General features: G+C 73.6%; 12 protein-coding genes and 2 pseudogenes. 11 read left to right on the forward strand and 3 right to left on the reverse strand.

Features of this window, described 5'->3' with window-relative positions; all coding sequences use genetic code 11:
- The first annotated feature begins 63 nt into the window (after positions 1-63).
- Genes ACIP64_RS20110 through ACIP64_RS20125 form a run of 4 tightly spaced genes read left to right on the forward strand, consistent with a single transcriptional unit; the run spans position 64 to position 3,845 of the window.
- On the forward strand, positions 64-732 hold the full coding sequence (locus tag ACIP64_RS20110) for a hypothetical protein (RefSeq protein WP_401588374.1): 669 nt from the start codon (positions 64-66) through the stop codon (positions 730-732).
- A complete protein-coding gene (locus tag ACIP64_RS20115; protein WP_401588377.1) occupies positions 719-1,858 on the forward strand; it encodes a hypothetical protein in 1,140 nt (379 codons plus the stop codon). The genes ACIP64_RS20110 and ACIP64_RS20115 overlap by 14 nt, the downstream gene beginning before the upstream one ends.
- Complete coding sequence (locus tag ACIP64_RS20120; protein WP_401588379.1) at positions 1,855-2,628, forward strand: ABC transporter ATP-binding protein; 774 nt, start codon at positions 1,855-1,857, stop codon at positions 2,626-2,628. Before ACIP64_RS20115 ends, ACIP64_RS20120 begins: the two co-directional genes overlap by 4 nt.
- Entirely contained in the window at positions 2,625-3,845 is a 1,221-nt protein-coding gene (locus ACIP64_RS20125) for an ABC transporter permease (RefSeq protein ID WP_401588382.1), read from the forward strand. Before ACIP64_RS20120 ends, ACIP64_RS20125 begins: the two co-directional genes overlap by 4 nt.
- 68 nt (positions 3,846-3,913) lie before the next feature.
- Here the strand turns inward: ACIP64_RS20125 and ACIP64_RS20130 are convergent, their stop codons facing one another.
- Positions 3,914-4,759, reverse strand: coding sequence for an alpha/beta fold hydrolase (locus ACIP64_RS20130; RefSeq protein ID WP_401588385.1), 846 nt, complete (start codon positions 4,757-4,759; stop codon positions 3,914-3,916).
- A 187-nt stretch (positions 4,760-4,946) separates the two neighbouring features.
- On the opposite strand from ACIP64_RS20130, the gene ACIP64_RS20135 reads away from it, so the two are divergent.
- Complete coding sequence (locus ACIP64_RS20135; protein WP_401588388.1) at positions 4,947-5,438, forward strand: MarR family winged helix-turn-helix transcriptional regulator; 492 nt, start codon at positions 4,947-4,949, stop codon at positions 5,436-5,438.
- Between the two features lie 74 nt (positions 5,439-5,512).
- Here the strand turns inward: ACIP64_RS20135 and ACIP64_RS20140 are convergent, their stop codons facing one another.
- The gene (locus ACIP64_RS20140; protein ID WP_401588390.1) at positions 5,513-6,778 is read right to left on the reverse strand and encodes an ABC transporter substrate-binding protein; all 1,266 of its coding nucleotides are present in this window, start codon (positions 6,776-6,778) and stop codon (positions 5,513-5,515) included.
- Positions 6,779-7,149: 371 nt separating this feature from the next.
- Here ACIP64_RS20140 and ACIP64_RS20145 point away from each other — a divergent pair, with 371 nt between their 5' ends.
- From ACIP64_RS20145 to ACIP64_RS20160, 4 genes and pseudogenes are all read left to right on the forward strand, one after another.
- Positions 7,150-8,379 (forward strand): PucR family transcriptional regulator, encoded by a 1,230-nt coding sequence (locus ACIP64_RS20145; RefSeq protein WP_401588393.1) that lies wholly within the window; start codon positions 7,150-7,152, stop codon positions 8,377-8,379.
- A complete protein-coding gene (locus ACIP64_RS20150) occupies positions 8,376-9,599 on the forward strand; it encodes a PucR family transcriptional regulator (RefSeq protein ID WP_401588396.1) in 1,224 nt (407 codons plus the stop codon). The genes ACIP64_RS20145 and ACIP64_RS20150 overlap by 4 nt, the downstream gene beginning before the upstream one ends.
- 47 nt (positions 9,600-9,646) lie before the next feature.
- A pseudogene (locus ACIP64_RS20155) lies at positions 9,647-10,096 on the forward strand (TetR-like C-terminal domain-containing protein); the annotation flags it as partial.
- A gap of 131 nt (positions 10,097-10,227) precedes the next feature.
- Positions 10,228-10,803 carry a TerD family protein gene (locus tag ACIP64_RS20160; protein WP_401588398.1) on the forward strand — a complete coding sequence of 192 codons (576 nt, stop codon included), beginning with the start codon at positions 10,228-10,230 and terminating at the stop codon, positions 10,801-10,803.
- A 166-nt stretch (positions 10,804-10,969) separates the two neighbouring features.
- On the opposite strand, the gene ACIP64_RS20165 is transcribed toward ACIP64_RS20160, so the two are convergent.
- The gene (locus ACIP64_RS20165; RefSeq protein WP_401588401.1) at positions 10,970-11,587 is read right to left on the reverse strand and encodes an FMN-dependent NADH-azoreductase; all 618 of its coding nucleotides are present in this window, start codon (positions 11,585-11,587) and stop codon (positions 10,970-10,972) included.
- A 129-nt stretch (positions 11,588-11,716) separates the two neighbouring features.
- Here ACIP64_RS20165 and ACIP64_RS20170 point away from each other — a divergent pair, with 129 nt between their 5' ends.
- Both ACIP64_RS20170 and ACIP64_RS20175 read left to right on the forward strand, forming a co-directional pair.
- Positions 11,717-12,103: a winged helix-turn-helix transcriptional regulator gene (locus tag ACIP64_RS20170; RefSeq protein WP_401588404.1), complete on the forward strand. Its 387-nt coding sequence runs from the start codon at positions 11,717-11,719 to the stop codon at positions 12,101-12,103.
- 80 nt (positions 12,104-12,183) lie between these two features.
- Positions 12,184-12,275 (forward strand): annotated as a pseudogene (locus ACIP64_RS20175) (transcriptional regulator); the annotation flags it as partial.
- Positions 12,276-12,538 lie beyond the last annotated feature (263 nt).

Genomic DNA, 12,538 nt, shown 5'->3' on the forward strand with positions numbered 1-12,538 from the left:
GCCGGACGTCTGGCAAGTCGGGAGCGACAGCAGAGCCTCCCGAACCGACGACCGAGGAACGCGATGCCCCTCACCCGATCCCGCCCCGCCGGCAGGGCCTGCGGCCATGTCGCCGTACTGGCCGCCGTCACGCTGGCCGCGCTGGCCGGCCTCACCGCCTGCGGCGGCACGGCGGATCCGTCCGCCGAACGCCAGGTGGCCTCCCTGCCCGCGTCCGACGCCCCCGCGCCCCCCGCCGGCGACGCCGACGGCACCGGCACCGGCACCGGCACGGAGACCCAGGCCGGCACCGGCGACGCCGGGCCTCCGCAGATGCGGCTGGACGACACCGACGAGCGCCGCAACCGTCTCATCCGGGCCTGGGACGACTGCCTCGTCGCCCACGGCGCCCAGACCGGCGGCCCGGGACCCGCCGGCCCCGTACGGGAAGGTCAGCCCCTGAATCTCGTCGAGCCGATCCCGGACAGCGCGAAAAGACCCTGCGCCGGCAAACTGCCGCTCGGCCCAGAGGAGGAGAACCCCGCGCTCAACCCCCACTACCGGGAGAACGCCCAGGCACGCGTGCAGTGCCTGCGTGCCAAGGGGGTCATGGTGCACCTCGTGAAGGACACCAGCGTCTACCCGAACGGCCTGGGCTACACGTACGACGACGACTACGTCGAGAACGACCCCGTGGGCGAGTCCGCGATCGAGCACGCGTGTGAACTGGAAGCCTTCAGTGGCAAGAAGTGACGTCGCGCGCGGTGCGCGAAGGCGGCCCGGCCGCCGCAGGACGGTGGCCGTGGTCTCGGCCCTGGTCGCCGCGGCCGGGCTGGCCGCCGGCGGATACGCCGTCACCTCCGGGACGCACGCACGCGGCGACTCCCCGGCGCGGGCGGCCTCCGCCGCCACCGCCACGGTGGTCAGGACCGACCTGTCCGACAGCAGGACGCACCGCGGTGTCCTCGGCTTCGGACCCGGCATCACCGTCAAGGGCGCCGGCAGCGGCACGGTCACCGAGCTCCCGTCCACGGGATCCACGGTCAAGCGCGGCCGGCAGCTGTACGCGGTCGACGACCGGCCGGTGATGGTCTTCTACGGCAGCACGCCGCTGTTCCGCACCCTGGACAAGCCGACGCTGCGGGGCCGGGACGTGACCGTCGTCGCCGACAACATGGAGGCCCTCGGCTACGACATCGGTCCCCGGACGAACTCCACCGCCTCGGGGCCCTACACGGGCGGCAGCCTCGTGGACCGCACCGGCGACGTCTGGACCCCCACGCTGGCGGCCGCGGTCAAGCGGTGGCAGAAGCGGGTCGGCATGACCCCGACCGGGCGGCTGGAGGTGGGGCAGATCGTGGTGCTGCCCGGGCCGGTCCGGGTGGGGGCGGTGACGGCCCAGCTCGGGGATCCCGTCGCCGGTCCACTGATGACGGTCACCCGTACCACCAAGGCCGTCAGCGTGCCGGTCCCGGCGACCGACACCGACGGCATCACCAAGGGCGCGCATGTGACCATCACGCTCCCGGACTCCCACGAGATCCCGGGGACCGTCACCGCGATCAGCCAGTCCGTGCAGGGAGGCGGCGACTCGCCCGTGGGCGAGAACACCCCGCCCACCCTGGACGTCACCGTCGCTCCCTCGGTCCTGCCGAAGTACGACACAGCGAACGTGGAGGTCCGGTTCACCTCCGTGGCCCGCAAGCACGTCCTGGCCGTGCCCGTCGGCGCGTTGGTCGCCCTCAGCGGGGGCGGCTACGCCGTGCAGCGGACCGACGGCGGCTACCTCGCGGTGACCACGGGGCTCTACGCGAGCGGCATGGTGGAGATCAGCGGGAACGGCCTGACCGAGGGGCTGCGGGTGGTGACAGCCTCATGAGCCGGGGCCGCCGCCGGGCCGGACACGCGGTCCCCGGCACCGGTACCGACCTCGCGCGGCCGGCCGCGGCGCTCCCCCCTTCGGACCGCACCGTGCTGAGGGTCGACGGCGCGAGCAAGGTCTACGCCGGCGGGGTCCGCGCCCTGGACGACGTCTCGCTGACCATCGACCGGGGTGAACTGCTCGCCATCGTCGGCCCGTCGGGCTCGGGGAAGTCCACCCTGCTCAATCTCATGGGCACGCTCGACCTGCCCAGCAGCGGCACGGTGGAGATCGCGGGCCGGAACGCGGCCGAACTCCGCGACCGGCAGCTGTCGGTGCTGCGGGGACGGTGGCTGGGCTTCGTCTTCCAGCAGTTCCACCTCACCGACGGGCTCTCGGCGGCCGAGAACGTCGCCACCGGTCTGCTCTACGCCGGCGTGGCCCGGCGCCGGCGCAGGCCGCTCGCCGTCGAAGCACTCGGCCGGGTCGGGCTGTCGCACCGGGTGGACCATCTGCCGCACCAGCTCAGCGGGGGCGAGAAGCAGCGGGTGGCCATCGCCCGCGCCCTGGTCAACACGCCGGCGCTGGTGCTGGCCGACGAACCCACCGGCGCGCTCGACACCGCCAACGGGCAGGCGGTCCTGGACCTGCTGGTCAGACTCAACGACGAAGGCACCACCATCACCGTCATCACCCACGACCGCGACATCGCCGCCCGGCTGCCGCGGCGGGTGGAGATCCGCGACGGCCGCATCGTCCGCGACACCCGTGCGGAAGGAACCCCATGACCAGCCCACCGGAGGACCGGTACATCCGCGCGGTGCGACTGCCGCCCGGCGACTTCCTGCGCCTGGGGTTCCTGGGCATCCGCATCCGTGTCATGCGGGCGGCGCTGTCCGCGCTGGGCATCTCCATCGGCATCGCCACCGTGATCGTCGTGACGGGCATCCCGGCGTCGAGCCAGCGGCACCTGCTCGACGAGCTCAACGCTCTCGGGCCCAACCTCCTCCAGGCGCAGGCCGTTCCCCAGCCGGGGGAGGAGTCGGCGCCGCTGCCCGAGGAGGCGGTGGCGATGGCCCGCCGGGTCGGCCCCGTGACGTCGGTCAGCGAGGTGGCCAACACCCATGCGCAGGTGCGGCGTTCGGACCGGGCCCCCTCGGACGCGGGCATCGGCATCACGGTACTGGCGAGCCACGAGGACCTGTTGCGGACGATCCACGCCACGGTCCGCTCCGGACGGTTCCTCAGCCGGGACTCCGACCGCTTCCCCACCGCCGTCCTGGGCGACCAGGCCGCGGCGTGGCTCGGCATCACCCGTCTGGAACCCGGCGGGCCCGTCCCGCTGGTCTTCGTCGGCGGGCAGTCGTTCGCGGTGACCGGCATCCTCGCCCCGATGCCGCTCACCCCGGAGCTCGATCAGTCCGTGCTGGTCGGATGGGGGGCGGCCCGCACGTACCTGGGCTTCGACAACCACCCCACCGTGGTCTACGTGGAGGCGAGGGACGACGCGGTGGAGGCCGTACGCGCCGTGCTGCCCGCCACCCTCGACCCGCAGACGCCGGAACTGGTGCAGGTCAGCCGGCCCTCGGACGTCCTGGCCGCCAAGAAGGCGACCCAGAACACCTTCTCCTCGCTCTTCCTCGGACTGGCGGGGGTGGCCCTGCTGGTCGGCGGCATCGGCGTGGCCAACACGATGTTCATCTCGGTCCTGGAACGCCGCAAGGAGATCGGCCTGCGCCGGGCGCTCGGCGCCAACAAGGGCCAGATCCGGGGCCAGTTCCTCATGGAGGCGGTGATGCTGTCGGCCCTGGGCGGCATCGCGGGCACCGTGCTCGGCGCACTGGCCGCGATCGGCTACAGCCTCCACCAGGGCTGGCCGCCCGTGGTGCCGCTGCCCGTCGTCACGAGCGGCGTCGCGGGCGCCGTGGTCGTGGGCGTGCTCGCGGGGGTCTACCCCTCGGTCCGGGCCTCCCGGCTGCCCCCGACGGAGGCGCTCGCGCTCTGAGGCGCAGGGGGATCGCGGCGCGGGCCCGCACCGGGGGTCGGTTCCCGGTGCGGGCCGCACCGCGGCGGTCAGCGCTGGGTGGTCCGTGCGGCCTGCTCGATGATGCGGGTGACGGCGCCGGGCCGGGAGACCGAGACGGCGTGGGAGGCCTTGATCTCGGTGGTGTGCGAGTGGGCGCGCTCGGCCATGAAGCGCTGGGCGGCCGGCGGGATGTTCTTGTCCTCGGTGGTGATCAGGTTCCAGGAGGGGACGGTCTTCCACGCGGCCCGGGTGGCCTTCTCCTCCAGGGCCGAGGCGGCGACGGGGCGCTGGGTGGCGGCCATCAGGTCGGTGACCCGGGTGGGGACGTCGGCGGCGAACTGGTCGTGGAACTTGTCGGCCTTGATGTAGAGGTCGGTACCGGTGCTGCCGTCGGGGAGCGGGAAGGACACGGGGTTCAGGGCGTCGCCGAGGGTGCTGCCCGGGAACTTGTTGGACAGTTCGAGCGCGCTCTCGCCCTTGTCGGGGGCGAAGGCGGCTATGTAGACCAGCGCCTTGACGTTCGGGTCGCCCGCGGCGGCCTCGCTGATCACGGCGCCGCCGTACGAGTGGCCGGCCAGCACGACCGGGCCCTTGACGCTCTTGAGGAAGCCGGCCAGGTACTGCGCGTCGCTGTCCAGGCCGCGCAGCGGGTTGGCGGGTGCCACCACGGGATAGCCGTCGCGCTTCAGGCGCGCGATCACGTCGTTCCAGCTCGACGAGTCCGCGAACGCGCCGTGCACGAGCACCACCGTCGGCTTCTTCTCCTCCGCGCGGTGCTCCGGCGCGGCGTGGGCCTGCGCCGTGACGGCGAGGGAGGCGGCCGCCACTCCCGCGGCGGCGGCCACCGCGGCGGCGGACTTGCGGGTGGGGCGGACGACGGACTTCGCGTTCATGGGGATCTCCTTCGGTGGCAGGGGTGATCGTCACGGGCGTTGCCGTCCGGGGCGACGACGAGAAATCTAGCGCGCGTTTCTCTCGTGCACAAGTTAAATGGGTGCGAGTTTGTCGTGCTCGCTATGATGGTGGACGGAAGGAAGCGGACCGACGAACTCAAGGAAGCTCAGGAAAGGGGACGCCGTCATGAGCGACGACCGCCACGTGCCCGGGGCCGGCCGGCCAGCGCCGCTGCTGGACGAGCACCTCTGCTTCACCCTGTACGCGGCCTCGCGGGCCGTCACCGGTGCCTACCGGCCGCTGCTCGACCCGCTGGGACTGACCTACCCCCAGTACCTCGTCCTGGTCGCCCTCGGGGAGCACGGCACCGCGACCGTCAAGGAACTGGTCGCCGCCCTGCAACTGGACTACGGCACCGTCACCCCGCTGATCAAGCGCCTCGAAGCCAACGGCCTGCTCAAGCGGGAACGCCGGGCCGACGACGAACGCGTGGTCGAGGTCGCGCTCACCCCGCAGGGCGTCACCGTGCACCAGCACATCGCGAGCGTCCCGCCCGCCATCGGGGAGGCCATGGGGCTGACCCCCGAGGAGATCGCCACCACGCAGGAGCTCGTCCGCCGCATCACCGTCAACGTCAACCGCCACAACGCCGGCGTCCAACCGGCGGAGCCCGCCTGACCGTCGGCCCCGGACGGCTCCGTACGTGTCCCGTCCCCGGTGAAGGGGACGGGACAAGGGCGGGCCGCGGACCGTCAGAACATGGAGAGGTACTCCTCCACCGCCTTCACCTTGAAGGGCCCCTTCACGTCGACGAGGCCGCCGGGAACGTCCTTCTCCGGCTTCAGGATGTAGCTCGCGGTGGCGCTCGGCCGCCACGGGTCGGAGAAGTCCAGCGCCGGGCCCATACCGGGGTCGAAGCCGGTCAGCTTACGGTGGGCGGCGATGATGCCCTCCCGGCTGAGGTCCTTGTCGGCGCAGGCCTCCTTCAGGTCCTGGACGGCGACCGCCATCGTGTTGTGGCCGTTCTCCACGCCCTGGTCCAGCGGCTGGCCGGGGTACTGCTTCCTGTAGTCCGCCACCAGCTTCTCGATCTGGGGCGCGTGGTTGGTCAGCGCGGGGGTCGGGGCGACCAGGTGCAGCATGCTCAGCACCGCCGGGGCCGCGGGGCTCTCGAGCATCTGCGGGTGGAAGCCGGCGGCGCTGGACAGGAACGGCACCACCAGGCCCTGCGCGGCGGCGCTCCCGACCGCCGAGGCGGTCTGCTGGGGGCTCGCGGTGATCAGGACCGCCTTGACGCCGGCGTCGGCGAGGTCGTGCACCTGCGGGCTCAGGTCCTGCTGGTCCTCGGAGAGCTCCCGGGTGACCAGGTTCAGCCGCTTCTCGTGGGCGACGAACTTCGCCCCGCGCAGGGCGTTGTGCCCGTAGTCGCCCTTCAGGTAGAGGTAGCCGACCTTGTCCCCGCGCTTCAGGCCGTACGTGCCGGCCGCCCAGTCCAGGCCGTTGATCATGTCGATGTCGTAGGTGGCGCTGATGGTCTGCAGGGTGGGCTGGCCCAGGAGCGTCGAGGAGTAGCCCAGCGCCATGGTCATGACCTCGTCGGTCCCGATGTCGGCCATCAGGGCGTTGATGATGGACGAGCCGAGCAGGCCGGGCATCGCCGCGATCGACGGCTCCATCTTCATGTACTGGACGACGGCCTTGTCCACGCTGTAGCCGTGGTCGCGGACGATCAGCTTCAGCCTGCGGCCGCACACGCCGCCCGAGGCGTTCACCCCGTCCACGTACAGCCGCTCGGCCTGAAGCACCGAACGGCCCAGCGGGGCGTACGGGCCGGACAGGTCGGTGAGGACGCCCAGCTGGATGGTGCTCGGGGTGATACCGGGACCGATGGCCGTCCCGGTCCTGTCGACCGGACCGTCGTCGGGCTTCGGCGCGGCCTCCAGGGTGCCGCAGCCGGACAGCAGGGTGACGAGGGCGGCCGCGAGGGCAACGGCGGAACCGAGGGGTTTCCGGGTCACGGGGGGTGCTCCTTGAGGGGACGGGCGCCGGCGCCGACGCCGCCGGGAGAGCTCGGGACGAGCCGCTCGACCGGAGCCTCCATGGGAAGAGATCCCGCGGCGGCCGGGCGAGGGGCGGGACCGTTTCTGGTGGCGGTTCCCAACGACGGCGGTGCCCGGCTGTGCGGCGCCACCGCCGGGGGCCGGGGACCGGCGGGTCCCGCGCGGTCGACAGCGTGTTCGGCGACCTGCGGAGATCCCTGGTGACCTGCGGAGATCCCCGTCGGAATGGGTAAGGGTTGCGTCGGTTGCCTACCGGCCCCGGTCGCGCGGCGGGTAGAAACGCGTGACGCCCCCGGACCGCCGCTCCCCGGGCACCGGGAGGAGAACGGATGACCGCCCCTGCGCCGACACGCCCCGCACCCGACGCGGACGGCCTCGAGCACGCCGAACTGCTGCGGTCGGCGGCGCGCGAGGTCCGCAAGCGGGTCGTGCCGCTCGCCGACCGGATCGTCGACCGCATACGCGAACGGCACCCGGCCTACCGGGAGCCGGGGCTCGTGCCGCCCGGGTTCCGGGAGGAGGCGGGAGGCGCCGTCGCCGCGGTGCTGGACGCGCTCGCCGACCCGGCGCACACCATGGTGTCCGCCGAGTACCAGTCCTGGGTGGGCGAGCGCAGGGCCTGGCAGGACTTCCCGCTCCGTTCGATGATCGGCGCCTACCGCACCGGCGGCGACGAGCTGTGGCTGTCCCTGGTGCGCGCCGGTGAGGGCCGCGGGCCGCGCGGAACCCAGCTGATGGCCCGCGCCGCGGCGGAGGTCTGGGACCTGTTCGAACGCGACAGCCGGCTGATGGCGGACGCCCACGGCCGGGCCCGCACCGAGGCGACCCACCACCGGCAGCGCGGACGCCGCGCGCTGGAGGCGCTGCTGGCCGGGCGGGTGGGCCCGCACGACGTCGCGGAAACAGCGCGGGCACTGGACCTCCCGGAGACCGGCCGTTTCGCGGTCGCCGTCGTACGCAACACCTCGCGCCGCCCGCGGCCGGGCCCGGCGCGCAGCGGCACCCCCGCCGGGGTGCGGGTGCGCCGCGCCTTCCCGCCGGCCGGCGAGATGCTCCTGGCCGAACTGGGCGAGCTGCCGGTCGGCGCGTTCGCGTCGGCGCTCGGCGTGCCGGACGGGGCCCGGGCCGGGCTGAGCCCCCAGGTGGCGCGGCTCGCCGACGCCGGGCACGCCCGGGACCTCGCGGAACTCGCCCTGCGCACCTGCACCCGCGACGGCGAGGTGGCGCTCCTCGACCGGCGCTGGCCGGCCGCCCTGCTCGCCCGCCGTCCCGAGGTGGCGGCCGAGGTCGCCTCCGGCGTGCTGGGCGGACTGCACGCGGTCGACCCGGGCGAGCGGACCGTCCTGCTGGAGACGCTGGAGACCTGGCTGGACTCCGACGGCTCCGTCGAGCGGGCCGCGGCCGCCCTCTTCTGCCACCCCAACACCCTGCGGCGGCGGCTGCGGCGGCTCGAGCGGCTCACCGGCCGCTCGCCGTCCCGGCCGCACGACGTCGTGCACCTGGCGCTCGCCCTCGACGCCGAACGCATCGCCCCCGCCGCCGGAGGGACCCCGCGGTGAGCGTCCGCACCGAGGAGGCGGCCGTCGCGCGGGACGAGGCGGCGGCCAGCGCGCTGCTGCGGGCGGCGGCGCTGCGCATGCGGGGACGGGTGGACGAGCTGGCGGCGCGGGTCACGGCACGGCTGCGCACCGAGGTCCCCGGCTTCATGGACCACGCGGGCAACCCCGACTGCTCGCCCGAGGGCTTCGCGACGATCATCCGGATGCATCTGGACCGGCTCGTGGACTCGGGCTGCGACGTCGCCGCCGCCCTGCACATGGGCATGGTGGGACGCCGCCAGGCCGCCCTGGGGATGCCGCCGGAACTGCTGCTGCACGTACTGTCCGTGGGCGGCGCGGTCCTGTGGCAGGAACTCGTGGACACCGTCGCCGCCCACGACCCCGACCGGCTGTCCCTCATGGTCCGCGTCGCCCCGCGGATGTGGGGGTTCAGGGAACGCAACGCCGCGATCCTGGCCGAGGCCTACCGCGAGACGTCCGACGACGGCACGGCCGCGGACGGGCCGCCGGCCGCGACGCTGCTGGCCGCGCTCCTGGAGGGCCGCTCGGACGGGATGGGCGTGCGCGCCGTGGCGCAGGCCCTCGGCGTCCCCGTGGACGGGCGCTTCGCGGTGGCCGCGACCACGGCACGGACCGCCGTCCGTACGGCTGTTCCCGCCGCCGCGTCCGGCACCGGCGGGCGGCTGCTGCGGGTGCCGCGGGAGGGGGCGGGCGAGTACCTCGTCGTGCTGCTGGGGGAGCGGCAGCCGCCGACCGCGTTCACCACGTTCGCCGCGTTCCTGCGGACGGTGCCGGGGCTGCGCGCGGGGGTCGGGCCGGTCGTGACGGGCCTGTCGGAGCTGCACCGCTCCCGGGCGCTGGCCGAACTGGCGCTGCCCGCCTGCACGGCCGACGGGGAGGTGGTGCTCTGGGAGGAGCGCATCCCGGACGCCCTCGTCGCCTCGGACCGGCCGTTCGCCGGTGAGCTGGCCGACCGGGTGCTCGGTCCGCTGCGGGACCTGCCGGACGGCGAACGGGACTGCCTGCTGGGCACGTTCGCGGCCTGGATGGACTGCGGCGGATCGCCGCGCGCCGCCGCGGAGCACATGGACTGCCACCGCAACACCGTCCTCAACCGGCTGCACCGCCTCGAACTGCTCACGGGGCGGCGGCTCACCCACCCCCGGGACCTGGTGGACCTGACGCTGGCCCTGGACGCGCTCCGTACGGACGCCGCCTGAGCGGCCCGGGCGGGTGACAGGTTCTCGCTCCGCTGTGCGGGTACAGCTCGGATGGCCCCGGCGGTGCGGCGGCCGCCCGGGCGGAGCCCGGGCTCCCCGGCCTGGCGCACACCCTGCGCCACTGGGCCCTGGAGGACCCGCAGCGCTACTTCCTCGTGTACGGCACGCCCGTGCCGGGCTACCAGGCGCCCGACGACATCACCGGCATCGCCCGGGAGATCATGGCGACGCTGCTCGACGCCTGCGCGGAGCCCTCCGCCGCGGCGCCCGGCGCCTCCCCCGGCCCGGCCGGTGCGGCCCTGGACGAGCACCTTGCCGCGCACCGGGAGTGGACCGGCGGCCACCCCGCCCCGGAGGCGGGGCTGCGCCGGGCCTTGGCGGTGTGGACGCGGCTGCACGGCGTCCTCTCGCTGGAGCTCGCCGGCCACTTCACCGGGATGGGCTTCGATCCCGCGGTGCTGTTCGCGGCGGAGCTGGAGAGCGTACGGGCGCTGTGACGAGCCGCGCTGCGGCACTCAGGTGAAGCGGTGCGGCGGCGGGAACCCGCGCGCGCGGCGGCCCGTTGTACGCGATGGGCAAAGGAATCGTCAAGGGGCGCGGCCCGCGCCGGATTGAGCAGGGAGATCCCATGGGTGTCAGCCTTTCCAAGGGCGGCAATGTCTCGCTGACCAAGGAGGCCCCGGGACTGACCGCGGTCACCGTCGGTCTCGGCTGGGACGTGCGCACGACCACCGGCACGGACTTCGACCTCGACGCGAGCGCGCTGCTGGTCAACGCCGAAAGCAAGGTCGTCTCGGACAAGCACTTCATCTTCTTCAACAACCTCAAGAGCCCCGAGGGTTCGGTGGAGCACACCGGCGACAACCTCACGGGTGAGGGCGAGGGCGACGACGAGCAGGTCAAGGTGAACCTGGCGACGGTCCCCGCCGAGGTCTCCAAGATCGTCTTCCCGGTGTCGATCTACGACGCCGAGAGCCGCCAGCAGTCCTTCGGCCAGGTCCGCAACGCGTTCATCCGCGTGGTGAACCAGGCCGACAACAACGAGCTCGCCCGCTACGACCTCACCGAGGACGCCTCCACCGAGACCGCCATGGTCTTCGGCGAGCTGTACCGCAACGGCGCCGAGTGGAAGTTCCGTGCCGTCGGCCAGGGGTACGCCTCCGGCCTGCGCGGCATCGCACAGGACTTCGGCGTCAACCTCTGACGTCCCGCGCCCCCATGGGCGCACGTACGACACGCGGGCCCCGGGCCCGCGGTGACGACGGCGAAGGGCCGCGTGGCAACTGCCACGCGGCCCTTCGCGTGTCGGGGGTCCGCGGCTCGGGGGTGCCGCGGCCGTGCGGGGTGGAGCGGGTCGCGCGCCGCCGCGGTCAGGCGGCGATGCGCGAGGCGAGCTCCTTGGCCTTGGCGCCGGCCTGCTCGTGGGCGGTGGCCTTGGAGGCGTCGGAGAGGTCGACCAGGTCGGCCATCGCGGGCACGACCCGGGCCAGGGTCAGCTCCGGAACGATGAAGTGCAGTTCCTTGATGCCGAGGCCCCCGGTGAGCACCTTCTCCAGGTAGTTCGTGACGAACTCGAAGTCGGCGCGCGGCGTGCCCGGGCCGTAACCGCCGCCGCGGCTGGCGACGACGACCACCGGGGTGTCGGCCGCGGAGGGGTGCTCGCCCGCGGTGCGGCCCAGGATGATCACCTGGTCCAGCCAGGCCTTCAGGGTCGACGGAATTGTGTAGTTGTACATCGGCGCGCTGATCAGCACGGCGTCGGCGCGCTCCAGCTCGTCGGCGAGCTCGTTGCGGACCGGGTGCTCGGCGCCCGCGGTGTAGGCGGCGGCGTCGATGTGCGGCACGGGCTCGGCGGAAAGGTCCCGGTAGATCACCTCGCCGCCCGGGTGCTGGGCCTCCCACTCCTTGCGGAAGGTGGCGGCGACGTCCCGTGAGGCGGAGCTCTCGGCGGGCCAGATGGACGAGTCGATGTGCAGCAGCGTGGGCATGGAGGTGCTCACTTCCTTTTGCTTCGCTGTGAATGAAAACTTCGCAGCTATGTCTTCGTGCGCAGCTATTGCTATCACAGGAGCTTACTTTTTTGCAGCCGCTAGTGACAAGGGCGGTATCGTGGGGGCATGGCACAGGGGATCGAGCAGGCGGACCATCCGCCCGAGCAGTGCGCACGCGTGGACAGCGGCCTGACGCGCGTGTTCGGGCTTCTCGGCAAGCGCTGGACCGGCCTGGTCGTGGCGGTTCTCACACAGCGGCCGGCCTACTTCGCCGAGCTGCGCCGAGCCATCCCCGGCATCAGCGAGCGCATGCTCTCCGACCGGCTCACGGAGCTGGCCGAGGCCGGGCTTGTCGTCCGCGAAGTGGATGCCGGGCCGCCGCTGCGGGTCAGCTACCGGCTGACCGAGGCGGGCGAGGCCCTCGGTCCGGCCCTGGGCGAACTCGGCCGCTGGGCGGAGAACCACCTGCCCGGCGAGAACCCCTGCACCGAGCTCCGGCCCGACGCCCGCTGAGCCGCGCGTGCCGGGCGTCGCTGTCCGGCTTCCGGGCGGGGCGGCGGTCGTTCGAACCCAGCGGCCCTGCCGACGGCCTTGCGGCCGGGCTGGTCGTCCGCGAGGTGGATGCGGGGCCGCCGCTGCGCGGGTCAGCTACCGGCTGACCGAGGCGGGCGAGGCCATTTCGCCCGACGCGTGCCGGGCGTCGTCGCCCGGGGTGCTGCCGTTCAGGAGGGCAGTGGCAGCTCGAACCGGACGGCCTGCGGCCGTTTGCGAGGTGGATGCCGGGCCGCCGCTGCGGGTCAGCTACCGGCTGACCGAGGCGGGCGAGGCCCTCGGTGCGGCCCTTGGCGGAGAATCACCTGCCGGGTGAGAACCCCTGCACCGAGCTCCGGCCCGATGGCGGCGGCGGGCTCCTCGGCGAGCATCCCCATCAGCTGCCCCCCTCGGCGG

The organism is Streptomyces sp. NPDC088733, from assembly GCF_044751185.1.
Lineage (GTDB): Bacteria > Actinomycetota > Actinomycetes > Streptomycetales > Streptomycetaceae > Actinacidiphila.

Excerpts from the sequence above, each read along its gene's own strand:
- ACIP64_RS20160 (WP_401588398.1), top strand. The coding sequence starts at position 10,228 with ATGGGTGTCAGCCTTTCCAAGGGCGGCAATGTCTCGCTGACCAAGGAG.
- ACIP64_RS20145 (WP_401588393.1), top strand. The coding sequence starts at position 7,150 with ATGACCGCCCCTGCGCCGACACGCCCCGCACCCGACGCGGACGGCCTC.
- ACIP64_RS20125 (WP_401588382.1), top strand. The coding sequence starts at position 2,625 with ATGACCAGCCCACCGGAGGACCGGTACATCCGCGCGGTGCGACTGCCG.
- ACIP64_RS20130 (WP_401588385.1), bottom strand. The coding sequence starts at position 4,759 with ATGAACGCGAAGTCCGTCGTCCGCCCCACCCGCAAGTCCGCCGCCGCG.
- ACIP64_RS20165 (WP_401588401.1), bottom strand. The coding sequence starts at position 11,587 with ATGCCCACGCTGCTGCACATCGACTCGTCCATCTGGCCCGCCGAGAGC.
- ACIP64_RS20120 (WP_401588379.1), top strand. The coding sequence starts at position 1,855 with ATGAGCCGGGGCCGCCGCCGGGCCGGACACGCGGTCCCCGGCACCGGT.
- ACIP64_RS20170 (WP_401588404.1), top strand. The coding sequence starts at position 11,717 with ATGGCACAGGGGATCGAGCAGGCGGACCATCCGCCCGAGCAGTGCGCA.
- ACIP64_RS20110 (WP_401588374.1), top strand. The coding sequence starts at position 64 with ATGCCCCTCACCCGATCCCGCCCCGCCGGCAGGGCCTGCGGCCATGTC.
- ACIP64_RS20135 (WP_401588388.1), top strand. The coding sequence starts at position 4,947 with ATGAGCGACGACCGCCACGTGCCCGGGGCCGGCCGGCCAGCGCCGCTG.